Origin of the sequence: Actinomyces oricola, assembly GCF_004104015.1 — a bacterium.
GTDB classification, from domain to species: domain Bacteria; phylum Actinomycetota; class Actinomycetes; order Actinomycetales; family Actinomycetaceae; genus Actinomyces; species Actinomyces oricola.
This window is the reverse complement of the sequence record NZ_RYFV01000036.1, coordinates 1-22,602: the sequence shown is the minus strand read 5'-3', so window position 1 is coordinate 22,602 and position 22,602 is coordinate 1. Positions and strand designations below refer to the sequence as shown.

The 22,602-nt window shown below is 66.9% G+C and carries 20 protein-coding genes; 9 read left to right on the top strand and 11 right to left on the bottom strand.

Translation table 11 applies throughout. From position 1 onward, the window contains the following. Window positions 1-267: 267 nt before the first annotated feature. Entirely contained in the window at window positions 268-1,893 is a 1,626-nt protein-coding gene (locus EUC46_RS11560; protein WP_128774312.1) for a hypothetical protein, read from the bottom strand. Between the two features lie 163 nt (window positions 1,894-2,056). On the opposite strand from EUC46_RS11560, the gene EUC46_RS11555 reads away from it, so the two are divergent. Beyond that, the gene (locus tag EUC46_RS11555; RefSeq protein ID WP_128774311.1) at window positions 2,057-2,722 is read left to right on the top strand and encodes a nitroreductase family protein; all 666 of its coding nucleotides are present in this window, start codon (window positions 2,057-2,059) and stop codon (window positions 2,720-2,722) included. Window positions 2,723-2,901: 179 nt separating this feature from the next. On the opposite strand, the gene EUC46_RS12590 is transcribed toward EUC46_RS11555, so the two are convergent. Further along, the gene (locus EUC46_RS12590; RefSeq protein WP_472229024.1) at window positions 2,902-3,066 is read right to left on the bottom strand and encodes a Fic family protein; all 165 of its coding nucleotides are present in this window, start codon (window positions 3,064-3,066) and stop codon (window positions 2,902-2,904) included. Between the two features lie 204 nt (window positions 3,067-3,270). On the opposite strand from EUC46_RS12590, the gene EUC46_RS11550 reads away from it, so the two are divergent. Then, window positions 3,271-3,768, top strand: coding sequence for a helix-turn-helix domain-containing protein (locus EUC46_RS11550; protein ID WP_241655555.1), 498 nt, complete (start codon window positions 3,271-3,273; stop codon window positions 3,766-3,768). A 125-nt stretch (window positions 3,769-3,893) separates the two neighbouring features. Here the strand turns inward: EUC46_RS11550 and EUC46_RS11545 are convergent, their stop codons facing one another. From EUC46_RS11545 to EUC46_RS11520, 6 genes are all read right to left on the bottom strand, one after another. After that, window positions 3,894-5,486, bottom strand: a complete 1,593-nt coding sequence (locus EUC46_RS11545; RefSeq protein WP_128774310.1) for an AlbA family DNA-binding domain-containing protein — start codon at window positions 5,484-5,486, stop codon at window positions 3,894-3,896. A gap of 126 nt (window positions 5,487-5,612) precedes the next feature. Continuing rightward, entirely contained in the window at window positions 5,613-5,777 is a 165-nt protein-coding gene (locus EUC46_RS11540) for a type II toxin-antitoxin system RelE family toxin (RefSeq protein ID WP_128774309.1), read from the bottom strand. Further along, window positions 5,774-6,112 carry a type II toxin-antitoxin system PemK/MazF family toxin gene (locus tag EUC46_RS11535; protein ID WP_128774308.1) on the bottom strand — a complete coding sequence of 113 codons (339 nt, stop codon included), beginning with the start codon at window positions 6,110-6,112 and terminating at the stop codon, window positions 5,774-5,776. Before EUC46_RS11535 ends, EUC46_RS11540 begins: the two co-directional genes overlap by 4 nt. Further along, on the bottom strand, window positions 6,096-6,293 hold the full coding sequence (locus tag EUC46_RS11530; RefSeq protein WP_128774307.1) for a hypothetical protein: 198 nt from the start codon (window positions 6,291-6,293) through the stop codon (window positions 6,096-6,098). Before EUC46_RS11530 ends, EUC46_RS11535 begins: the two co-directional genes overlap by 17 nt. Window positions 6,294-6,485: 192 nt before the next feature. After that, window positions 6,486-6,749, bottom strand: a complete 264-nt coding sequence (locus tag EUC46_RS11525) for a type II toxin-antitoxin system RelE family toxin (RefSeq protein ID WP_128774306.1) — start codon at window positions 6,747-6,749, stop codon at window positions 6,486-6,488. Continuing rightward, the gene (locus EUC46_RS11520) at window positions 6,746-6,997 is read right to left on the bottom strand and encodes a type II toxin-antitoxin system Phd/YefM family antitoxin (protein ID WP_241655554.1); all 252 of its coding nucleotides are present in this window, start codon (window positions 6,995-6,997) and stop codon (window positions 6,746-6,748) included. Before EUC46_RS11520 ends, EUC46_RS11525 begins: the two co-directional genes overlap by 4 nt. A 214-nt stretch (window positions 6,998-7,211) precedes the next feature. Here EUC46_RS11520 and EUC46_RS13345 point away from each other — a divergent pair, with 214 nt between their 5' ends. From EUC46_RS13345 to EUC46_RS11500, 4 genes are all read left to right on the top strand, one after another. Further along, window positions 7,212-13,724 carry a DEAD/DEAH box helicase gene (locus tag EUC46_RS13345; protein WP_128774305.1) on the top strand — a complete coding sequence of 2,171 codons (6,513 nt, stop codon included), beginning with the start codon at window positions 7,212-7,214 and terminating at the stop codon, window positions 13,722-13,724. A gap of 1 nt (window position 13,725) precedes the next feature. Beyond that, entirely contained in the window at window positions 13,726-16,188 is a 2,463-nt protein-coding gene (locus tag EUC46_RS11510) for a UvrD-helicase domain-containing protein (RefSeq protein WP_128774304.1), read from the top strand. An 860-nt stretch (window positions 16,189-17,048) separates the two neighbouring features. Further along, window positions 17,049-17,867 carry a 23S ribosomal RNA methyltransferase Erm gene (gene erm, locus EUC46_RS11505; RefSeq protein ID WP_128774303.1) on the top strand — a complete coding sequence of 273 codons (819 nt, stop codon included), beginning with the start codon at window positions 17,049-17,051 and terminating at the stop codon, window positions 17,865-17,867. Beyond that, a complete protein-coding gene (locus EUC46_RS11500) occupies window positions 17,864-18,355 on the top strand; it encodes a helix-turn-helix transcriptional regulator (RefSeq protein WP_206645984.1) in 492 nt (163 codons plus the stop codon). The genes erm and EUC46_RS11500 overlap by 4 nt, the downstream gene beginning before the upstream one ends. Window positions 18,356-18,413: 58 nt before the next feature. Here the strand turns inward: EUC46_RS11500 and EUC46_RS11495 are convergent, their stop codons facing one another. Continuing rightward, window positions 18,414-19,658, bottom strand: coding sequence for an alpha-amylase family protein (locus tag EUC46_RS11495; protein ID WP_128774301.1), 1,245 nt, complete (start codon window positions 19,656-19,658; stop codon window positions 18,414-18,416). A gap of 69 nt (window positions 19,659-19,727) precedes the next feature. Here EUC46_RS11495 and EUC46_RS11490 point away from each other — a divergent pair, with 69 nt between their 5' ends. Continuing rightward, window positions 19,728-20,339 carry a TetR/AcrR family transcriptional regulator gene (locus tag EUC46_RS11490; RefSeq protein ID WP_128774300.1) on the top strand — a complete coding sequence of 204 codons (612 nt, stop codon included), beginning with the start codon at window positions 19,728-19,730 and terminating at the stop codon, window positions 20,337-20,339. A gap of 168 nt (window positions 20,340-20,507) precedes the next feature. Here the strand turns inward: EUC46_RS11490 and EUC46_RS11485 are convergent, their stop codons facing one another. Further along, window positions 20,508-20,690 (bottom strand): hypothetical protein, encoded by a 183-nt coding sequence (locus tag EUC46_RS11485; protein ID WP_128774299.1) that lies wholly within the window; start codon window positions 20,688-20,690, stop codon window positions 20,508-20,510. Beyond that, complete coding sequence (locus EUC46_RS11480) at window positions 20,690-21,049, bottom strand: TA system antitoxin ParD family protein (protein ID WP_128774298.1); 360 nt, start codon at window positions 21,047-21,049, stop codon at window positions 20,690-20,692. The genes EUC46_RS11485 and EUC46_RS11480 overlap by 1 nt, the downstream gene beginning before the upstream one ends. Before the next feature lie 96 nt (window positions 21,050-21,145). On the opposite strand from EUC46_RS11480, the gene EUC46_RS11475 reads away from it, so the two are divergent. Next, a complete protein-coding gene (locus EUC46_RS11475; protein ID WP_128774297.1) occupies window positions 21,146-21,805 on the top strand; it encodes a TetR/AcrR family transcriptional regulator in 660 nt (219 codons plus the stop codon). Beyond that, window positions 21,802-22,236: a DoxX family membrane protein gene (locus EUC46_RS11470; RefSeq protein WP_128774296.1), complete on the top strand. Its 435-nt coding sequence runs from the start codon at window positions 21,802-21,804 to the stop codon at window positions 22,234-22,236. The genes EUC46_RS11475 and EUC46_RS11470 overlap by 4 nt, the downstream gene beginning before the upstream one ends. Window positions 22,237-22,602: the final 366 nt, after the last annotated feature.

The following is a 22,602-nucleotide window of genomic DNA, read 5'->3' as shown; positions in this document are numbered from 1 at the left end:
AACGGCCGCCTCGAACACCTCCGCGGCTCCGCCCTCGGCTTCCGGAACCTCACCCACTACATCGCCCGCAGCCTGCTAGAAACCGGCGGATTCAGACCCCACCTACACCCTCAAATGCGATGAGCCTGTTATAGGGTCGTAGCAACAGTACTGGACTTTCGTCAGAGCAGCTAACGGCTGTGGCACTGGGAAGGAAGCCTGGATGAATCCGGCCATAACGGCGACCACGATCTCCAGCATCCGCACACGCTGTTCTTCCCGTCTCAGTCAGACGGCCTTCGGGGGCAGCGCAGCACAAGCCGGTCGCGGCTGACTCAGTAGCGGATCGTGCTCGCGCTCGTCGTCCGGCAGGTTCATCGCCGTGCGCAGCAACGAGAGGGTCCGCTCGACAGTGCTCCCTCGGTCGGTCCCCTTCTTGATCCGCTTGAACTCAACGGGAACAACGCGCTCTCGCGTCACGATCTCCACATGCTGCCCGGAGTTCTTGAGCCCGGAGTCGACGACGTAACGCAGGTCCGTAAGAGGCGACAGACTGTCCAGCCCTTTCGCCGTCACCAGATCACGACGTGTCACGAGCCCCCACCGGCACGTGGTGACGACGAGGTGGTCGGCGCCCTGGTCGATCTCCACCAGGGCGAGGACCTTCTCGTCGGTAGGAAGCAGCCACCGCAGCACCTCGCACAGGTTCCCCGCCGTGTCGGCGTCTCCGCCCTGGATGTCAGGGATCAGCGGCTCAGGTGCGGCGAGGCGCGCGTCGTCGAAGGAGTCGATGGCCTCGTCGATCATGGCGACGACCTCACGAAGCGTCGGAGCGTCAGGCCTCCCTCCGAACGACAGCCTCTGGGAGACACCCTTCACAGCGCCCTCAAGACGCTTCCTCGCCTCACCGGCAAGGCCCGGGATTTCCTCCTCAACCAGAAGAAGGTGGGCCCGCGACTGAAGGGAGGCGACGACCGCCGTCACCTCCGCTTCACGCCGGTACAGGTCGCTCTGAAGCTCCTGGGCCCTGGAAGCCAGCACCTTCTCCTCCGTGCCTGCTGCAGCAAGGGAGCCGATCCCCAGGACACCGATGAGATCACACGCCCGCCACACCGCGACAAGCGCACCGAGGTCGGAGGCAATCCGACCGCGCGCGTCGATCAGCGCCGCAGCACTCTGCGCGCTCCTCTCCTGGTGTTTCTGAGCCTCATTAAGGTACCGCTGGTACATCTTCCCCGGGTCATCCCTATTGACAAGCGCGTTGATCCTATTCCGCGTCTCAGCGCTGTCGAACCCGCACTTGAGGCTCTCCTCGTGCGTATTGCACACATCACGGAGAAGCGCCGTGAGGTCTGCGCGATCCCGCTCCTCCAGCTCTGCGCGAAGCGCGTCGATCTTGCTCTCGATTCGTGCCGCCGTGGATGCGAGCGCGGATACCTGGGCGCTGATCGCGGCGAGTGCCACGGCGGGGCCCAGGCCCGCAAGAACCGTGACTGCCTGCGCGCTAGTGGCGGGGAGCCACCGGACGGACTGTGCGAACCTCCCTCCCCCGCTGGCCAGCGTCCCGAGGTTCCACCCGCCCGAGACAACGGGGCGGGCGGTGGTCCTGAGCGCCTGGAGCGTCTCGGGAGCCAGTCTCACGAGCCCGCGAGCGCGCAGTGCCGACTGCGCCCCCTGTGCCACGAGATTCACCCCGGTCAGAGAGCCGGCGATCAGGCCCGTCAGGTCGGGCACACGCGCGGCATCGACGTCGAGTACCTCGGCGCCGTCGAGAGCCTCCAGGTTGATCCCTCCGTAGGCGGCCAGTACCCCGGGCAGGACCTCGACGAGCGCTCCCGTGGGCTCCGATTCGGCCACCAGTGCCCCGTCGTGCCCAGCGCTACCGCTATTGGTCGTCGTCGCGTTCATCGCCATGTCCGCCCTCGGCTCACGTTCCGGTGTTCTCCGACATCTCATCCTCGCACCCGGTGACGGCCCGTCGGGCATCGAACCGACGGGCAGCCGCCGGCCGCACCGCTTCTCCTCGGCCCCTGCGACGCCGTACGATCGGCGTACGCAATAGACGGAGTGGTTTCTCATGCCCATCACCGACGCCATGCGTACCCGGCACGTGGTGCGCCAGTACCTTGATACTCCCCTCGACGACGACGTCGCCGCCGCCCTGCTAGCCCGCGTCGAGGAGGCTAACGCCTTCCACGGTACGGACATCCGCCTGCTGACCGGCAGCGCGCGCGTCTTCGGACCGCTGTGGGGCACGGTGCGAGCCCGTAGCGTGCACAACTGCCTGGTCATGGCCGGCCCGGACACGCCTGACCTCGACGAGCGACTCGGTCACGCCGGCGCTGGCCTCATGCTCGCCGCGCAGGAACTCGGGCTCAACACATGGTGGGTCGGCGGGACCTTCTCCAAGCGAGCAGCCGTCAGGGCCAGTGGCGCTACGGGGCGGGTGGTCGCCGTCGTCGCCCTCGGTTACGGCGCCACCCGGGGCACCGCGCACGACTCCAAGCGCCCCGAGGAGGTCGCCTCCTACGAGGGCGAGCCCCCAGCGTGGTTCACTCAGGGGGTCGAGGCGGCGCTGCTCGCGCCGACCGCCTTCGGCAAGCAGGCCTTCACACTCGCCGGCAGGGACGGTGAGGTGGTGATCACCTGCGAGGAGGGCGACTACGCGGGCCAGGACCGCGGCATCGTCAAGTACTTCTTCGAGGTCGGTGCCGGCCGCGACAACTTCCGCTGGGCCTCTTAACCAGTCCTGCCTCTCGGAGTGCGCACGCTCCCGCCGCATGACCCGCTTCTCGGCGATGCTGGACGCCTGCGTGCTCGTCCCAGTGACGCTTGCTGACACTCTCCCGGGGCTCGCCGCGGAAGGTGGAAGGACTCGGGGCGTGCGACCTACTTGTCATCGTTCCGATCAACAGGGTCACTTTAGCCGCTGAGGTAGGCGCGGCCGGCATCGGTGAGCCGGTAGCGCTGGAGGCGGCCGGTTGGCTTGTCCAGGACGGTTCGCTCCAGCAATCCGGCGTTCAGCAGCGGCTGTACATGACGGTTGAAGGCACGGTTCTGATTGACGATGCCGAGCACCTCCATCAGTTGCGCCCGAGCCCCTGGGACAGGTGCCAGGACATCGCGGTCGGCTCCAAGGGCGACAGTTGCGCAGGCATCCTGGCCCGGACCCGGGACGGAATGCTCGGCTGGTCACGTGCCCAAGGGGATCCGGCGCCGCCGACATGAACGTCGGCGAACACACACCCCACGGGCTTTCAGTTTTTTCGAATCCTCAGTTACTGTCGTGCCGTGAACGCTACGACCACAATGACGCACTCGACGACCCTGCCTCCTGAGGACCTCGAGCCCATGCTCGACTTGTCTCACTTCCTGGACCAGGTGGCGGAGCCGGCAGCGCTTCTCGGACCCGATGGTCAGACCGTCGGCCTCCCAATGGAGGCTTACCAGGTCCTCAGCGACGTCGTCCGCGCCATGTCGCAGGGCCGAGCGATCACCGTCGCGCCCGTCGACCAGCTGCTGACGACCCAGGAGGCCGCGGATTTCCTCGGCATCAGTCGCCCTACCCTCGTCAAGCTCTTGGAATCCGGTCGAATCCCCTTCGAGCGCCCCACGGGCGGCAGGCACCGCCGGGTCCGGCTCGCCGACGTCGTCGAGTACCAGCGCCAGTCCGCCCAGGAGCGCAGCGACGCCTTGGACGCCATGACTCGCGAGGCGGTCGAGGCCGGCCTGTACGACACCACCGCAACGGACTACACAGTCGCCCTGCGACAGGCCCGCAAAGGCTGACGGGACGACGCGCCGCCATGACCCTTTTCTCAGCGATGCTGGACGCCTGCGTGCTCGTCCAGTGACACTTGCCGACACGCTCCGGAGGCTCGTCGCCGAAGGCGGAAGGACTCGGGGCGTGCGACCTACTTGTCATCGTTCCGATCAGCAGGGTTGCCTTGGCTGTTGCTGTCGAGGTAGTCGCGGCCGGCGTCGGTGAGCCGGTAGCGCTGGAGGCGGCTGGTTGGCTTGTCCGGGACCGTCCGCTCCAGCAACCCGGCGTCCAGCAGCGGCTGTACATGACGGTTGAAGGCACGGGTCTGATTGACGATGCCGAGCGCCTCCATCAGCTGCGCCCGAGTCGCACCGTCCGAACCAGCTCGTTCCAGCAGGACCGCTTCTACGGTCGAAGGAGACCCGGTCGCCTGACTTAGTGCTCCATCGGAGTGACTTAGTGCTTCGACTTGGTGCTTCGACTTGGTGCCTTCGTATGCCGACTTAGTGTCTCGACTTGGTGCCTCAGTCGGCTGGGTCACTGACCTGACTTCGTCGCTTGGGTGACGCACCCCCTCAATCGGGTGACCCGGGTCGTGGCTGGCCACGTGGATCGTGACCCGGACGCGGTCCTGAACCTCTTCGATAACAGGCTCGGGCAGGCCGGCGTCGGCAATCTGCTCGAAGACCCGCTGGATGCCGGTGCCCCACTGCTCCATGATCCCGGCCTCGCGGAAGACACGGGCCAGGGCCGGGTTGCGCAGACGCGAGACGCGACGCATGGCGTCGATGGTCATGCCCGGCATCAGCAGACCGGGGCTGTCGACCTGGATGCGGTCGTCGTAGAAACCGATGCGGATGGGTGTGCCGCGTTCGGCGTAGGAGGCGTGGACGAGGGCGTTGACGATGACCTCGCGGATGGGCTCGACGGGGATGGAGTAGACGTCGCGGCGACGGACCTGGCCGAAGACGGCGGTCTTGTAGGCGTGCTTGAGAAGGAAGTTCACGGCCTGGTCGACGGCCAGCGGCATGGGGCCGTGGATCTCGGTCTGGTCGAAGATGTCAGTGCCGTGCGGTCCGCGCAGGCGCCCGCACTGGACCCAGGCCGAAGGCAGGAAGCGTGTCGGATCGGAGCAGGCTACGAGGATCCCGGCGTTCGTGGGGACGATACTGTCCCCCTGTCGCACGGCGAGGCCGAGCGCGACGAGGTCATCGACGTCGGTGGTCCTGCCCCGCAGGTCGGACAGAACCGCGAGGTCAAGGTCGTCGAGATCGGCTCGCGGCTCAGGCAGATCCTCGAAGGCGATGCCGCGCGCACCGCGTTCAAGCTCGCCAACGAGTGCGGGGTCGGCCTGTCGAGTAGTGGAGCCGAGCCGCACGTAGACGCCGGCCTCGAGCCCTTGGCGGGTCATGTAGTGAGGGCGCCGGGTGCTCAGCGGCACATCAATGACAAGCACGGTCCGCCCACCCAGCGTCACGAGATCAATGGCGGGGACGAGCTGGGGAGCGATCTGGTCGCTGATGAGATTGGCGATGCGCTCCTCCTCGGCAAGAGGATCAGCAACGCCGACGATGCTGCCACCATCCTCGACACCGACCACGAGGCGCCCGCCCGCCGAGTTGGCAAAGGCGACGATGGTCCGGAGTGGCCCGGTTGGCGACGACAGGTCTCGCTTGAGCTCCAGGGTCTTGCCCTCCCGGTCAGCCACCCGGCCGTCCGGCCCGAGACTGAGGTAGTCGGTCACGAAGCGGCTCCTTCTGCTTTCACGTCATTGAGGATGTCTTGCTGGAATGGCAGGGTCTCGGCAAAGTTGTTGGTCTGGGTCCTGGTCTGTGGCGTGCACCCGCCCTGGGCAGGCGAGCACTCGCCGTCACCGCCGGCGGTAGATGTCGCGGCGGTGGCCGACGGCGAGGACGAGGATCACCAGCACTCCGTCATCGATCTCGTAGACGATACGGTAATCGGGCTCCTCCGGTCTGAGGGCGTGGGCGTAGTGGTGGGAGTGCGGGGGTAGGACGGGCGTCGAGGCTTTCACAGATCCAGGAGCAGTCCGAGCACCTCACGGATCTCGCTGAGGAGAACTGGCCCTACGACTCCTCGGTTGCCAGAAAGCCGCGCGACGGAGACAGACCGCACATGCTGACACTGCGCTGCTGAGGGGGCTTTGAGCTGGTTCTGTCCATCGGGTTCGATGTAGACCTCCGCCCCGCTGGGCCGGATGGTCCGGGTCAGCGGGACCACTTGCACCACGTTGGGATCGCCTTGCAAGATGCCATCTGCGGTGACGACGACACCGGGGCGGCGAAGATCCGCTTCACTCCCGATGGGTGTGCCAAGATCGACCTCGACGATGTCACCCGAGCTCAGCATTGAGCCACGCTTTCTCGTCCGGGTCCAGGTCGGCGTTCAGATCGCGGCCTATCGACAGCTGGCGTAAGGCGCGCAGGGCGCGATCCACGGTCTGGTCAACGCTTTCGTTGTACTGCTTGGCTAGCCGCGTGATGCGGTGGTGCGTTTGCCGCCTCACGCGAATGGTGGTGGTCTCGCTCATGCGTTCAAGTGTAGACGGTGTAGATGAATCCGTCTACAGGCGAGGTGCTCGCCTGATCTCTTCCGGCCTCCGAAAGAAGGGCCTGCTCAAACTGGAACCGGTTACTGGGTTCGGTGGAGCTCCGGCTTAGCGGATCCTTCGAAGCCAGCAATTAGGTGTGGGTCCCACGCCTACCAACGCTCATCCCCGCCGTCACCGCTGGCGGTAGATGTCGCGGCGGTGCCCAATGGCGAGGATCAGGACCAGCAACACGCCGTCGTCAATCTCGTAGATGATGCGGTAGTCGCCGGTGCGCACACGCCACTCGCCCCGCCCTCCGACGAGCTTCTTCGCGCCAGCGGGACGAGGCTGGCGCGCGAGCAGCTCAACCACCGCCTGAACTCGGAGCAGTGCTGGGCCGTCCAGCTTGCGCAACTGGCGCGCGGCCGCGGGGCTGAGCTCGATCCGGTAGGTCATGCCAGTCCGAGGTCCGCCTTAACCTCATCCCAGGGAATGGTGCCGTGCTCGGCGACCTCCGCACGAGCAGCATCGGCTGCCTTGATGTCCTCAAGATCCTCCGCGGCCTCGGTCAGGCGTTCAAGGTCCTCTGCATCGATGACCGCGGCAACGCGGCGACCGCGGCGGGTCAGGAAGACGGGAGCATGGTGCACGCGGGCGTCATCAATGACATCGGCAAGTCTGCTGCGCGCGGCGGAGACACTCATGTCGGTCATGATGCTCATCATCCGCGAAAACTGCGGAAATGTACATGCCGCTCGTCAGGATGCTCCCCACCGCTGCGGTACTCTCGCCTCTGTGAGCCGCATCTCCTGTCGGGTCTCCTTCCCCTGCCCCTCCGCCCCACCAAAGGCGCGTCATCTCACCGTCACTGCCAAGCCCGGCCCCCGCCCCCACATCCACGGCTCGCGAGGCTAACCCATGCCCCTCCTGCTGCCCTCTTTTCAAGCCGAACGCATCCGCAACTCGATCGTCGACTACCTATCGACAACCTTCGCCCTGACCGATGCGGAGCCCCGGCGCGCACTGGCCGAATTCCTCGAAGACGAAGAACAGGGAGTCTTCACCGGCCCCTTCGCCCGACTCCACCTGCCCTACGTACCCGCGAGCACTCGCTCACACGCCCTGGACTGGAACCCCGGCATCAACCCCTACCGCCACCAGGAAGACGCCTACCGCCGCCTCACCACCAAGGACTCCCACCGCCCCGAGCCGACCATCGTCACCACCGGCACCGGCTCCGGGAAGACCGAGGCCTTCCTCCACCCGATCCTCGACCACGTCCTGCGCGCCCGCGCCGAAGGCGTCACCGGCATCAAGGCCCTCATCCTCTACCCCATGAACGCCCTGGCCGCCGACCAGGCCGGCCGCCTCGCCCGCCTCATCACCTCCGATGCCGCCCTGGCCCGCGTCCGCGCCGCCCTCTACACCGGAGACACCTCCGGCAGCGGGCGTTCACACGTCACCGCAGGCTCCCTCATCACCGACCGGTACGCCATCCGCGACAACCCGCCGGACATCCTGCTGACCAACTACAAAATGCTCGACCAGCTGCTCCTGCGGCCCGAGGACCGCGAGCTGTGGCGGGCATCGGCCCCATCCCTGACCTACCTCGTCCTCGACGAGTTCCACACCTACGACGGCGCCCAGGGCACCGATGTCGCCATGCTCCTGCGGCGCCTGGGCCTCACCCTGCGCGCGCACCTGCCCGCAGACGACCCCCGCCAGGAGGCCTACGCGACCTCCCCCCTGGGCCCCGTGTGCCCCGTCGCCACCTCGGCCACCCTCGGGGACGGCAACGACCCCGCACGGGTCCTGAACTTCGCCCGCGACGTCTTCGGGCTCACCCTCAGCGACGACGCCGTCATCCTGGAAACCCGAACCGACCTCGACACCTGGGTCCAGCCGCACCGTGAGGCCACCAAGGCCATGGGCCTGAGCTCACGCGCCCGCCGCCTGCGGGAACTCTCCGAACAGAGACTGACCCGCCTCGCCGGCATCGCCGCGCACCCCACGCCCGACCCCGCCGAGCTGCTGAGCGTCGTCGTCGACGCCCTCTACCCACCCGACCCGTCCCTTGACGAAGAGGACGAAGAGGACACTGCAGCCGCCTCCCCGCACCCCACCGGGACCACCCGGCGGCTCTCGGCCACCGACCTGGCGCACGCCATCCAGGCCCACCCCGACGTCGTCGACCTCATTAGCCTCGCCCAAGGCGCCACGCCCCTGTCCGAGCTCGCCACCACCATCCTGGGCACCGCCCGCCTCAGCGAGACCGCCGGGCGCCGCCGAGCCCTGGCGACAATCCTCGCCGCCCTGTCCGCCATCCGGGCCGGCGTCGACGGCGAGCCCGACCGCAGCGCCGTCAACGTTGAGATCACCATGTGGATCCGTGAGATCACCCGTGTCGACCGGCTCCTCGACTCCCTCCCGACGTTCCAGTGGGCCGACGCCGTCACCACCGGCAGCGACGACGCCGTCGCCCGCCCCGCCCTGTACTGCCGCTCCTGCGGCCGCTCCGGCTGGGGCATCGTCCTGGCCCCCACCGGCCAAGGCGAGAAAGCCGACCAGACCACGGTGCGTCACGACCGCCTCCTGGGTGACAGCCACTTCCGCGCCCTCCTGTCCGCCCTCGGTGAGGAGGCCGACTACCGGCGGCGCGCAAGCGCCGGGGAGACAGACCTGGACAGGATCTACCCGGGGTTGCGGTGGTACTCGGTCGACACCCGCGAGCTCCTGGCGCGCATGCCCGATGAGAGCGCCCTCGACACGCGCGAAGGGCGTTACCTGCCCGTCCTCGTCCTGGCCGGGGACGACAAGACCGTGGCCGACGCCACCACCCAGGACGTGTGCCCCTCCTGCGGCGCCAGGGACTCCATCCGCTTCCTCGGTTCGGCCGTGGCCACCCTCCTGTCGGTGAGCCTCACGACGCTCTTCGGCGACGACGCCCTCGACGACACCGAGAAACGCGCCCTCATCTTCACCGACTCCGTTCAGGATGCCGCCCACCGGGCTGGTTTCATCGACCAGCGGTCCCACGCCATGAGCCTGCGCTCGGCCCTGCGCGGGGCCCTCGGCGCCGCAACGAGCCTGGACGCCTGGGCTGAGGCCGCGCTCGACGCCGCCCGACCCAGCGCCTTCAACCGGTACCGGCTCGTGCCCGCCGCCCTGGCCGAGCACGCCCAGTTCAAGCCCTACTGGGATCCGCGAGCCACCGCGCGCCGGCGCCGCACCGCCGTGGCGCATGTGCGGCGCCGGCTCCTGTTCGACATCGCCATGGAAGTCGGCCTCCAATCCACCTACGGCCGCACCCTGGAAGCCACCGGGTCCATCACTGTTCATGTCAAAGCCAAACACCCGGACGCCCTCATGAAGGTGGCCCGCCAGGTGCTGGGGGCGGGCGGGCAGGACGCCCTGGCGGGCTTCGGGAGTGTCAACGACGCGGCGCTCCGGGCCTGGGTGCGGGGAATCCTCGAGCGCATGCGCCGCGACGGGGCCATCGACCACACCTGGCTCGACCCGTATAAGCAGGACGACGGCAAACGCGTCTGGATCTGGTACAAGCGCAGACGCGACCAGGGGCAGCCGGCTTTCCCGGCGGGCCGTTCCGCCCCCGCCTTCCCGCAGGTCGGCGGATCCATCGACCCCCGCTACTCGGCCTTCGTCCCCGTCACCTCCGCGAAATCCTGGTACGCCACCTGGACCCGCAAGTGCCTGCGCGTGGCACCCAACCATGCGGCGCGCCTCGCCGGCCTCCTCCTGGCCCACCTCGCCCGAGCCGGCATCCTGTCAACCACCCGCACCAACTCCGGGGGCACCGTCTACGGCATCCCCCCGGAGCAGGTCATCATCACCCCGCTCGACGGCGCCCAGACCGCAGACCTCCTCCTCGTGTGCGACACCTGCCGCACCCAGGTGCCCGCCTCGGCCGTCAGCGCCGGCCAGCTCGCGGGCGCCCCGTGCCTGACCGCACGCTGCCCGGGAAGACTGCGCGCCTCACGCCACCCCGAGGCGAGCTTCTACCGGAGCATGTACGCCGGGTCCGGCGTGCGCCGCGTTGACGCCCGCGAGCACACCTCGCTTCTCCAGGCCGATGAGCGCGCCGCGGTCGAGGCCGGATTCAAGCGCCCCGAGCAGGAGCCCGGCGACCCCAACGTCCTCGTGGCCACCCCCACCCTGGAGATGGGCATTGACATTGGGGACCTGTCCACCGTCATGCTCGGTTCCCTGCCGGAGACCACCGCCTCCTATGTGCAGCGGGTGGGCCGCGCCGGGCGCCGCAACGGCTCCGCGCTCGCCCTGGCCTATGTCCCCGGGCGCCGCAGCCAGACGCCGCTGCTCGACGACCCGTCCCGTCTGCTCGACGGCTCGGTGCGGCCGCCGTCGACCTACCTGGGGGCCGAGGAGATCCTCCGCCGCCAATTCCTCGCCTTCGTCATCGACACCCTGGCTCGCCAGGACCACCCCGCCGTCCCATACGGCGGGCACGACCACGGCACGGCGCGCACCGCCCTGGGCTCGGCGGGAGACAACTCCTTCATTGCCGCCGTCGGGGACCACATCACCAACCACGGGGCGCCCCTCGCCGCGGCATTCACCGCCACCTTCGCCGAGCGCAGCGCCGCCCTGGAACGGCTCGTCACCTGGGTCACGAAGGACGGCGGTGCAGAACCCCGCCGGCTCCTCCACCGCGCCGCAGCCGAGTACCGGGCGGAAACCGAGGCGCTGCGCCGCCAAGACCAGCAGATCCGCGCCGGCCTGCCTGAACTCATCGCCGCCAGTGAGCGGCCCAACGCCACCGAGGAGGACAAGCGGGCCCGACGCGCCGCCGAAGGCGCCCAGCGGACCCTCATCGCCCGCCGCAACGACCTGGAGCACGAGCATTGGGTCGCCGCCCTGGAACGCCACGGGATCCTGCCGAACTACACCCTCATTGACGACACCGTCCAACTGTCCGCCCGCGTCTCGTGGCTCGACCCCGACACCGATGAGCTGCGCTTCGCCCCGTGCGACATCAACCGCGCCTCCACGCTGGCCCTGCACGAGCTGGCCCCCGGAACCACCTTCTACACCCACGGCCTGGAGATGCGCGTCGACGGCATCGACTCCTCCGCTCTGGCCGACCAGGCCGAATGGTGGTTGTGCTGCCAAGCCTGCGGGTATGTGAGCATCCACCCCGCCCAGCCGGAAAGACCGCCCGCCCCCGCGCAGTGCCCGCGCTGCGGCGACACCGCCATCGCCGACGTCGGGCGCGCCCGGCGCGTCCTGCGCCTCACGCGCGTCTTCTCCGACATCTCCCGGGACGACGCCCGGATCAGTGACGCCAGCGACCAACGCGTCAGCTCCCCCTTCGAGGTGCTTCCCCTGGCCGACTTCGACCCCATGCGGGCGGCGCGCGAATGGAACGTGCCGGCATCCGGCTTCGGCCTGACCCGCTACCGGGACATGCCGCTGCGTTGGCTCAACACGGGCCGGCCGCGGCCGGGCCAGGCCATTGACCGGATCGCTCACCGGCCCGTCTCCTCACGCAGCTTCCGCCTGTGCGAGGCCTGCGGCAAGCTCGACACCGACACCGGGGCCTCCACGCCCCGCGAGCACCGGCCCTGGTGCGAGCACCGCAACGACCCCACCGAACATGTGGTGACCGTCGACCTCATGCGTGACCTCACCACCGAAACCCTCGCCCTGGTCCTTCCACTCGGATTCGCCACCGACGACATTGGCGTCGCCTCCTTGGCGGCCGCGCTCAAACTGGGCCTGGACATCACCACCGGTGGGGCCCCGGACCACCTCGGCATCGTCTCCGTGCCCTATCCCGTCGCCGACGGCGACCCTGGGGAGACCCGCCCAACGCTCCTGCTGCATGACACCGTCCCCGGGGGCACCGGCTACCTCACCGACCTTGATGCCCCCGAGGTGATGTGGGACCTCCTGGTGCGCGTCGGCCACCATCTTGAGGCGTGCCAGTGCGCCCACGAGGGCAGAACCATGTGCCACCGCTGCCTCCAGCCCTACGCCGTCGGCACCGAGCCCACACGCGCCGCCGCCCTCCACGCGATCCGGCAGGTCCTGGGAGTCGACGAGGACGCCTTGGCCGACCTGGAGCCGGACTCGCCCGCCTGGAAGGTCGTCAACCAGCCCGTCACCGTCGGCACCGGAGAAAGCCCCCTGGAGGTCCGCTTCCGTGCCGAGCTCGTCGCCAGGCTGGAGCAGGATGCGGCGGTGCGCATTACGAGCGACCGCTCCGGCGCCCCGGGGCTCCAGATCGACGGCGGCCGGTGGGCCGTCCACCCGCAACTCGACCTGGCCGGGTGCCGCCCCGACTTCACCTGCCTGAGCCCGGGCGGTGCGGCCGGCATTGCCGTCTTCACCGACGGGCACGCCTTCCATGCCGCGCCCGCCCGCAACCGGCTCGCCGACGACGCCTCCAAACGCGCGACGCTCCGGGCGGCCGGCTACCGGGTCATTGCCTTGAGCGCTGAGGATTTTGATCGACCGTGGGAGCCCGGCTGGCTGAGCTATGACGCCATCACCATGCTCAAGAACGGCACCGCCCAGGCGGCGCGGGCGGGCAGCGTCACCGATCAGGCCGTGGCCACCTGGCGTGGCGGCCCCATGACCCTGCTCGTGGACATGCTGCTCGACGACGCGAGCGGACCCGGCCCTCAGGCCACCGCCCTGTCCGCCCTGGCCGACTGCATCTGGGCGCCGCTTCTCATCGGGGCGGCGCAAGGCGGCTCCGCTGCCCACGGGGGCGCGCCCGCCTACCATCCGGTGGGCGGACAGATCACCGACCCGCTGTGGAATGCGGCGCAGACCCTGCGCCCCGACCTTGAGCCGCCGGCCGGCGAGCCGAGCGGCTCGGGATCGACCGCATCGGTGTTCACCCGGCCGCACCTGGCCCTGGCCGTCCAGCTCCAGGGCACATCAACAACAGGTATCGCCCTCGTCCTGGACGACTCGCTCCAGGCCCTCGAATCCCCCGACCATGCCGAGGCGTGGCGCATGTGGCTGCGGCTGAGCAACGTCCTCGCCCTCGCGCAGGCGCCGGTCACCATCACCACCACCAGCCTCGCCGTCGACGAGCTCAATGTGCGAGCCGCGCTCGACGCATCCTCCGACACGGCCATCGCCGCCGACGACCTGAGACGGCTCGGCTGGGACGCCGTCGACCCGGAGCTCACGCCACGCTCCATCCTCGCCCTGATCACCCACCTCGCCAGGGCCGGGGTGCCGCACGAGGCCGACGGCGTCGAAGTCGAGGGCGGCATTATGACGGACCTGTCGTGGCGGAAAGCCCGGATTGCTGTCCTTGCCGAGCCCTACGATGAGGACATTACCGCTCTGGACGATGCGGGCTGGCACGTTGTTCTTGTCGAGGAGGACCCGGCCCGCACCGCCGCCGAGATTGCCAGGCTCCTGGAAGGACACTGACATGCCCGCGATCGTCTGGCCCGCCAGCAAGGTCAAGGACGCGACCTCCAAGGACCCCTCGCTTCGCGCCAAGATTGGCCCGTTCATGGCCAAGCTCAACACCATGGGCACCAGTTCCGGGCTTCACCTGGAGCACATCCGCGGTGCCGCCGACAGGCGCGTGCGCACCGCGCGCGTCACCGACTCCTACCGTGCGGTGCTCTTCGTCCTGAACGCCGGCACTGAACCGGTCTACGTCATCCATGGCATCTGGCAGCACGACGACGCCAACAAGATCGCCGAGGCGGTGCGCGTTGGAGTCAACCCCTACAACGGGACCACCGAGTTCAGTCACGTCACCGATGCCCTCAGGCAGGATGTCGTCGACGTCGAACAGGCACAACGGGACGCCCGCAAGCGGCTGGCAGCCGCCAAGCAGGAGGCGGAGGAGCTTGCCCGCGAGGCGGCGCGGATCGAGGCCGCCAACGAGCGGGCGCGGCGACGCGTGGCCGGGGCGGCTGCGCCTGCGGCAGTGGCTCCCGGACGCGGTGACCGGGGTGAAGCCCGAAGTGGGCCCGGGGCCGGCGCCAAGAGCGCCAGGAGCGGCCCGGCGGCTGGTGTTCGGGTGAAGTACCAGGACGCCCCACCAACATGGCCGGAGGGCATCAGTATCGAACGCTTGCGCGACGAACTCGGTATCGACGTCGGTGTCGCCGCTGCTGCCCTCGCCGCCAAGAGGGAGTCCGAACTGCTCGACCTGGCGGTGACCATGGACCCAGCATGGCAGGGCGAGGCGCTCTTCGCCCTGGCCACCGGATCATCCATCGAGGAGATTAAGAAGACCTTCGGGCTTCGTGCGCCGCAGCGCACTTCAGCTACGGCACGGGACGCAGATGTCATTGCCGGTTTGCGCACCCCGGCGGCACAATCGATGTTCACCTGGGTTGAGACCGATGAGGACCTACGGCGCGCCATCGAGGGGCTGTCCTTCGCCCAATGGCAGATCTTCCTCCACCCGCAGCAGCGGAACCTGGTTGAGCGCCGCGTCAACGGGCCAATGCGCATCTTCGGCGGTGCCGGCACGGGAAAGACCGTAGTCACTGTGCACCGGGCTGCGGCCCTGGCCGAGCGCGACGCCAAGAATGGGCAGGACGTGAGTGTCCTGCTGACCACCTACACCCGCAACCTGGCCGATGATCTCAAACGTCAACTGGCCGAATTGTCGCCGACGCTGCACCTGGCGACGAAGGTCGGCGAACCGGGGGTTCTCGTCAGTGGTCTTGACCGGGTCGCATGGTGCATCCTCCAGAGTGCCGGAGACTCCATCGCTCATATTGCTGCAAAAGTCCTGGGTCGCAAAAGGACCCGGCTGCAGGCCTCCAACACGAAAAAAATCTGGCAGGAGGTCCTATTGACAATGGAACACCGACTCCCTGAGCACCTTCGCTCCGTCGACTTCCTTGAATCCGAATACGAGCTCGTGATCCTGCCCCACCGGGTCACCACGCTCCAGACCTACCTCCGAGTTCGCCGCCCCGGTCGCGGCGTCCCCCTCAACCGTAAGACACGGGCCGCCGTATGGGAGGCAATAGAAACCTACCGGGACAAAAGCGCGTCCCTTGACGTTATCTCCTTCTCCGAGCAACTGGCCCTGGCCGCCGCCTGGCTCGAGCGGGACGCCGAACAGGGCCTGGCCCGGCCGTATAAGCACGTGCTGACCGATGAGGCCCAGGACCTCACGCCGGCGCACCTCCAGCTCCTTCGCGCCCTGGCCGATGAGGGCCCGGACGATCTTTTCCTCGCTGAGGACTCCCACCAGCGGATCTATGGCAAGAAAATCACACTCAGTCACTACGGGATTGAGGTCCGCGGCCGCTCGCGGCGGCTCACCCGCAACTATCGCACAACCCGCCAGAACCTCGGGTTCGCCTTCAGTATCCTGGAGCGCGGTGTTTACGAGGACATGGAGGGGCAGCCCGAGGAACACCACTACGTCTCGCCGCGCTCCGGCCCAGACCCCATGCTGATTCACGCCACGTCGCGCGCGCACGAACTCGACGAAGCCGCGACGCTCATTGGCCTGTGGTTAGAGGAAGACACCGACAACGGGGTGGAGGCGCCTGAAACCATCGCCATTCTGGTGCGGGACCGCTACCAGCGGGACGCCGTGACCACCGGTCTGGCCGAGCGGGGCATTGAGGTGCGCTCAGTGGACCGCGAGGCCGCCCGGAACGGGCGACCCGTGGTCATGACCATGCATCGCGCCAAGGGCCTTGAGTTCAGGAAGGTCCTCCTGTTCGACGTCAGTGAGAGCTCGATCCCGCGCTCCCTGAGGGACCTGCAATACTCCGAGGCCGATTACGCGGACGCGCTGCTGCGGGAGAGGTCGCTGCTGTATGTGGCGGCCACGCGCGCCCGCGACCAGCTCGCCATCTCCTGGAGCGGCGACGCCAGCCCCCTCCTGGAGGGGATTGCGGGGATGTAGGGTTACCGGCCAAGGAAGGAGGAGCCGTGATGTCCAGTACCCGCACGATCACCGTTGGACCTCGGCGCCCCGCTGCCCACAACCTCGGTGGGAAGAACAGCTAGATCGGCGCCCTGGGGGCCTGGCCCGCCGCATTAAGCCGTGCGGTGGCGGCGCCGGTGGGCGGGTGGTCGGCGGGGGTGGCGGTGTTGCACATTCTTCCTACGCCGGCCTGTGGGGGATCGTTGATATTTCAACGATACCTCGTCGCAGGGGATCGGTTCGGCAAGGATGAATGTGCAACGACGTACCCGTTCGCACATTCATCCCGTTCCCGGGCCCCCGGATTCCGAGCAGATCCGCAGGATTCCGCGGCTCCCCACCCCTTGAGGGAAGAAAGAATGTGCAACGCTCAAGCCCGGGCCCGCGCCCGGGGGTCACGGAGCCCGGACCCTCGGTCTGCCCGCCCCGAAGCCCAAGCCCGCCCGCGCCCGGGGGATCCCAGACGGCGCGAGCCCCCGGGGAGCCGGGCAGTATTCAGAGTCAACAAGAACACGGTGGTCTCGCCGCGGTCGCGCGAGTCGCTGGGCCAAGGCACTGGGGCGGTGCAGGCACCCACGGCCAGGGCGTTGAAGGTCTTCCGGCCAGCGGGTTCCCGTGGTGATACGGATCTGCGCGTCTTCGGGCGGACGCGCCATATCGAACCACTTGTTGATGGCGACCTCGCCTATGCTGGCGACATGTTGGTTTACGGCACTGCTTCGCTGCGTTTGCGCAGCCGCTGACGGCGGCGAGCACCCCGTTGTTGCTCCCGCCCCCGGTGACCATGGCCGGGCGGCTCCTCATGCATGCCCGGCTCCGCAACAACCACGGAGCAACCAGTGCCCACCTATCGACACGGCCGTCATGAGCACGGCCAGAACTTCCTGAATGACCGAACCACCATCATCACAATGATGCGCCTGGTCGCCACCACGACCGGCCCCATTATCGAGATCGGTTCGGGTGAGGGGGCACTGACCCTCCCGTTGGCTCAGACCGGGCGGCCACTCACCGCGATCGAGATCGACGCCCGTCTCGCCGCGGGCCTGAGTCAGCGCCTCCCGGCGGACGTCAATGTCGTCGCACAGGACTTCCTCACCTACCGGCTCCCAACGACGCCGCATGTGCTGATCGGCAACCTGCCGTTCCACCAGACCACGGCAATGCTGCGGCGCATCCTGCACGCACCGGCGTGGACCGAGGCGATTCTGCTCGTGCAGTGGGAGGTCGCCCGGCGCCGGGCCGGGGTAGGTGGTGCAACGATGATGACGGCGCAATGGGCGCCCTGGTTCGAGTTCACCCTTCACGGCCGCATCCCGGCCCGCGCGTTCACCCCGCGCCCGGGAGTCGACGGCGGAATACTCACCATCGACCGACGCGAGCAGCCGCTCCTGCCTCCGGCGCAGCGACGCCGATTCCAGGAGCTCGTCCATCGTGTCTACACCGGGCCCGGTCGCGGACTCGCCCAGATCCTCGCACGCAATACCACTCTTGGCTCACCGAAGGCGGCACAGGCATGGCTGAGTCAACGCCACATTGCCGCACGAGGACTGCCAAAGGACCTGCCAGTCGGGGCATGGGTGGACTTGTTCAAAACCACAGGTTCCTCGCCACCTCCCCGCCGCCGGCAGGAGCGAGAGGGAAGGCACCCTCGATGACTGCCAGTCCCGGTCACGCACACCATGACAAGACCACGGTCGGCAATGCGCTCAATGCCAACGGGAACGGGACGACGGCGCATCATGCAGCACGGCTCCTCACCGCGCATCCCGAATGGGACTGGCGGATACAGGACCTTGCTGACCTTGTGCATCTCTCCGCATCGCAACTTGGACGGACCTTCAACCGCCATTTCGGGATTTCGCCCATGCAGTACCTGACCCGCGTGCGAGCTCATCGCTTGGCCCAGCTGCTACTGGAAACCGACCTTCCCATCGGTGTTGCCATGCGTCACGTCGGGTGGCGCAGTCGCGGCCATGCCTCGCGCCAGTTCACCGCCGTCATCGGGGTCACCCCGTCCACGTACAGGAGAGAAGCGGGCGGACAGGCGCCAAGAGACATGCCCGTTGCCCTGTTGGCGGCTCCCGGCGATCCGAGGACGGTCGGCTACTCCCGGCATAATGCCCCGCCCCGGCCCGGCCAATGATCCAGGGGCGGCCCTATGGGCTGGGCGATGGCGAGTGCGGCCATTCTGAACGCTCCTGTCAGTGGCGTTGCGCCCAAAGGGTTCTCCCGTTCTGGTCTTTGATTGTTGCCGTTGGTGTTGCGCTCAAGTCGATTTCGATGTCGAGGTGCTGGGTTCCGTTGGCGGCGCTGGCCCTGTAGGCGCACCGCCGGTTTTCAAGGCTCAGCATCGTGGTGGTGGCATTGGCGAGCCAGGGGTTGCGGCGGCGCAAGCCGATGAGATCTTGATGAGCACGGAAGATATGCCGGCCCCATTCGGCCAGCTGGAAGGGTTGGCCCGGGAATGCCGGTCGAATGTCGTCATCACCGCCCAACCGTTGTTCTTTGACTCCTGTGAAGCCTTGTTCGTCGCCGTAGTAAATCGAGGGGATACCGCCCACGCTGAGCAGGATCGCCGCAGCGGTCACTGCGGCTTCGGAGCCGATGGTGCTGGCGATACGGGTGACGTCGTGGTTCCCGATGAAGGTGTTGGGGGTGAAAATCTTGAGGAATTCATTGTGCCGCCTCAGAGCCCAATCCAGTTCGAAGAGGTTCTTGTCCTTGATTGATGACCAAATGGCTTTCCACAGTTCGTATTGGGTTACCGAATCAACGGTGGAGTCGGTGACGAACCGGGAGTAGTCGCCGTGGATCACTTCGCCCAGGAACCATGCGTCCGGGTAGTCCTCACGGACGGCGGGCAGGACTCGCGCCCAGAACTCCGTGCCGACCGAGTAAGCGGCATCAAGTCGCCATCCGTCGGCCCCTCTTGCCAGCCAGTGCCTCATCACTGATTGCGTGTACTCAACGGCCCGCTCGGAAGCGTGATTGAGTCGAACGAGAGACGAGTGGCCTTCGAACACGCGGGGCGCGGGCCCTCCGGGCGCGTTCCAGTCAATATTGAGCAGGGCGGCTTCTGGGCTCTCCGGTCCTTCCGATAGTGCTTTCAGGACGTGGGGGTGATTGGCCCCGACGTGACTGAACACGCCGTCCAGGAGAATCCGCAGGCCGCGTTGTTCGCAGGCCGCGGCGAGAGCATCGAAATCTTCGTCCCCGCCCAATCTCGGGTCGATGCGGAACTGGTCCAGGGAGTCGTACCCGTGGGATTCGGAGGCGAAGATCGGCCCCAACAGCAGTCCAGAGGCCCCCAACTCGACCGCGTAGTCCGCCCAGTCGATCAGTCCTCGCAGACGAGGGCTAGGGGTCATGTCGGGGTTCCTGATAGGTGCTCCGCAGAACCCCAGCGGATAGACCTGCCACCAGATCGCGTGCTCAACCCAGTCCACAACAACCTCCTACTGAATGCGATTCACTAGCGGTAGTGATCGTAGTTCACTAGCGGTAGGCTGGGCAACATGGCACGCACCGACCGCAAACCCCGGCGCAGGCTCGACCCCGACTCGCGTCGAGCCGCGATCCTGGACGCGGCGATCGAAGCCTTCGCCACCCACCCCTACACGGAGGTGACGATCTCTTCGATCTCCGCTGACGCGGATGCATCGAACGCTCTGGTTTACCGCTACTTCCAGAGCAAGGAAGACCTTTACGCCGAGGTCGTGCGACTGGCGATCACCGGGCTACTGGATCGGCAGGCCGCCGCCCTCGAGGCACTCCCCGACGGCGTGCCGGTCCGTGATCGAATCCAAGCGGCAACCGAGGTCTACCTCGACCACATCGCTGATCACCCCGACGCCTGGGCCATGCCCATGCGCCAACCCGGTGGAGAACCGCCCGCCGCAGCCGAACTACGCGCTCAGGCCCGCAGAGACTATGTGGACAACCTGGGCAAGCTCCTTCAACCCAGCAATCAGAAGCGCCACGAATACGCCCTGTGGGGATACTTCGGATTCATAGATACCGCTTGCCTGCACTGGGTAGACAACGGATGCCCTGAGCACGACCGCTGGCCCCTCATTGACGCCGCCCTGGGCGCACTCCAAGGCGCACTTGGAGACTGGTCGGCGTAGAACGCGCAACACAAGGTGCTCAACCTCGTATGTTCCATCAGCGTGCGCGGGCCCTCATCGCGGTCGGTGCACCTCGTAGATCGCATCGAGCATCGTCTCGGCATCGCCGTCGAGCAGCCCGCCCCGCTCTTGGTAGTCGTCCAGCGCGTTTGTGCGCCCGTGAATCTGTCAGGAGCCTGCGCTCTCGCGCAGAGCGGCAGGCGCCCAGGCCGGCCAACTCGGAGAGCCGACAAGGGTGCGCCGCTCGAACGAGGCGCAGAGACCGAACGGAGTGCGGGCGCGGCTGTTGTCGAGCACTTCCGTCACATCCGCGACCTGGATCGCCTCGGCGAGCAGATGCAGCAGCGGCATTAGCCGCGAGTCGGATGGACGACCAGGTTGCCGTCGTCGTCGACCTCGGAGTACGACTCGCCTGCGGACTCGAACCGTGCCGCGTAGTTCAACTCACCTCGAAGGGCCGCCATGCGTTCGGCCCACGCCTCGCGGACGATGGCCTGTTCCTGCTCGCCGAGCGCGTCATACGATCCTGCCCCGGCGAGGACCCTGGCGATCTGCCGGTGGTTCACCTGCGGCGACATCTCCAGCTTGCGACCAATGCGCGCCCGGTGCGCGATCTGCTGCGGCACCGTGCGCGATGTGACGAGCGTCGCCGTGAGCGCGGACTCGTACACGTCTGCGGGAAGCCTGGTCAGCTGGCTCGTCCTGGCCATGCGATGAACGTAACACCGCACGACGGAGAGGAGTGAGCGTCAGGGCGGCGCACATCCGCTGGCCTGGAGTTCCGGCTCGTGTGCTACTCTCAACACATGGAAAGCGAACGTTCGTTAGCCTCAGCCGTTGGGGGTGGTTCACCCACCACCCGCGATGCTCTTTTGGGTGCGGCGTTGGACGGGTTCTCACGCGATGGCTTTGGCGGAACTTCGATTCGGGATCTCGCCAAGGCTGTGGGTATTCGGGAAAGCTCAGTTTACAAGCATTTCCCCTCAAAACAGGCGATCTTTGACGCCCTGATCGAGTTGGCCGACTCACGGCTTGGTGAACTCGGAACACAACTGGGTGTGAGCACCTCTGAGGGTGCCAGCGCCGCTAAGGACTACCGGAACATTAGTGGACAGAGCTTGTCTGCAATCGCTCAGGGCATGTTTTCATTTGTTCGTCATGATCCTGTGTTCTCCAGGCTGCGTCGCCTGATGATGATCGAGCAGTACCACGATGCCGCTATCGCGCAGCGTCTCAACGACTATCTGATAGCCAAGCCCCTTGTTTTTCAAACCGCGTTGTTTGAGGAGTTGATGAAGGGCGGCGAGTTCGTGGACAACATATCGCCATCACAGGCTGCACTCGCATTCTACGGGCCGATCTTCATGCTGATGCAGATGGGTGAGAGTGACGAGGAGGGCGCTAAGAAGCTCCTCGACGAGCACATCAATGGCTTTCGTGTCACCTATTTGAAGGATCAGTCATGAGTCGTTACCGTCAAGTAGTCAGGTTTCTGTTTGCAGTCATCTTCATTGGTGGCGGTATCGCCCATTTCGTCATGGGTAGAACCATGCCTGACGGGTACGCAGTATTCGGTGACACGGCTTTGATTCCCGGGCTTGGGGCAGTATGGGACAGTTTTGTCATGCCCAACATCGGATGGCTAACCATCCTCACAGGCATCTTCGAGATAGCATGCGGGCTCGGCTTGCTATCCAGACAGTTCGTGAGGATCGCAGCCACCCTGATCATCGGGTTCCTGATCTTCATCACCATCTTGGGCTACGGGTTCCCCGCCGAGGGTTTCATCAGCGACCTCATTTCCAACCGCCTAATCACCATAGTCATGGTACTGCTGGTGTTGCCCCTTGCGTTGACCGGCATGCCGAAGAACGAAGCTACGGCGGATCGACAATGACAGCGCGCAAGCCACTCGCCGCCACTTTGTCGCTGGTCTCTTTTGCACTGTTGATCCAAGCCGTTCGGTGCCGGAAGGAAGTCCGTAACAGTCGGGTAAGGCTCGCCGGATACGGACCCAAGCAAGCTCATCTCAGTTACGGGGCGATGACCTACATTGATCGCGGGGACGGCCCAGTGATCCTGTCCAGTCACGGAATGTTCGGCGGGTTCGATCAAGCCTTCAACAATGTCAGTAACTATGGCCGGCTTTAAACAAGATCGTTGTCGGGGGGTGTTGTTGGTAGGTGTTCGAAGTCGTAGTCGAAGGTGCGGCTGTTGATGTAGTCAAGGAACGCGTCGTATGTTTGTTCGGGGGTGTCGCGCT

Excerpts from the sequence above, each read along its gene's own strand:
- EUC46_RS11560 (WP_128774312.1), bottom strand. The coding sequence starts at position 1,893 with ATGGCGATGAACGCGACGACGACCAATAGCGGTAGCGCTGGGCACGAC.
- EUC46_RS11555 (WP_128774311.1), top strand. The coding sequence starts at position 2,057 with ATGCCCATCACCGACGCCATGCGTACCCGGCACGTGGTGCGCCAGTAC.
- EUC46_RS11535 (WP_128774308.1), bottom strand. The coding sequence starts at position 6,112 with ATGCTGAGCTCGGGTGACATCGTCGAGGTCGATCTTGGCACACCCATC.
- EUC46_RS11530 (WP_128774307.1), bottom strand. The coding sequence starts at position 6,293 with ATGAGCGAGACCACCACCATTCGCGTGAGGCGGCAAACGCACCACCGC.
- EUC46_RS11525 (WP_128774306.1), bottom strand. The coding sequence starts at position 6,749 with ATGACCTACCGGATCGAGCTCAGCCCCGCGGCCGCGCGCCAGTTGCGC.
- EUC46_RS11520 (WP_241655554.1), bottom strand. The coding sequence starts at position 6,997 with ATGAGTGTCTCCGCCGCGCGCAGCAGACTTGCCGATGTCATTGATGAC.
- EUC46_RS13345 (WP_128774305.1), top strand. The coding sequence starts at position 7,212 with ATGCCCCTCCTGCTGCCCTCTTTTCAAGCCGAACGCATCCGCAACTCG.
- EUC46_RS11510 (WP_128774304.1), top strand. The coding sequence starts at position 13,726 with ATGCCCGCGATCGTCTGGCCCGCCAGCAAGGTCAAGGACGCGACCTCC.
- EUC46_RS11500 (WP_206645984.1), top strand. The coding sequence starts at position 17,864 with ATGACTGCCAGTCCCGGTCACGCACACCATGACAAGACCACGGTCGGC.
- EUC46_RS11490 (WP_128774300.1), top strand. The coding sequence starts at position 19,728 with ATGGCACGCACCGACCGCAAACCCCGGCGCAGGCTCGACCCCGACTCG.
- EUC46_RS11485 (WP_128774299.1), bottom strand. The coding sequence starts at position 20,690 with ATGCCGCTGCTGCATCTGCTCGCCGAGGCGATCCAGGTCGCGGATGTG.
- EUC46_RS11480 (WP_128774298.1), bottom strand. The coding sequence starts at position 21,049 with ATGGCCAGGACGAGCCAGCTGACCAGGCTTCCCGCAGACGTGTACGAG.
- EUC46_RS11475 (WP_128774297.1), top strand. The coding sequence starts at position 21,146 with ATGGAAAGCGAACGTTCGTTAGCCTCAGCCGTTGGGGGTGGTTCACCC.
- EUC46_RS11470 (WP_128774296.1), top strand. The coding sequence starts at position 21,802 with ATGAGTCGTTACCGTCAAGTAGTCAGGTTTCTGTTTGCAGTCATCTTC.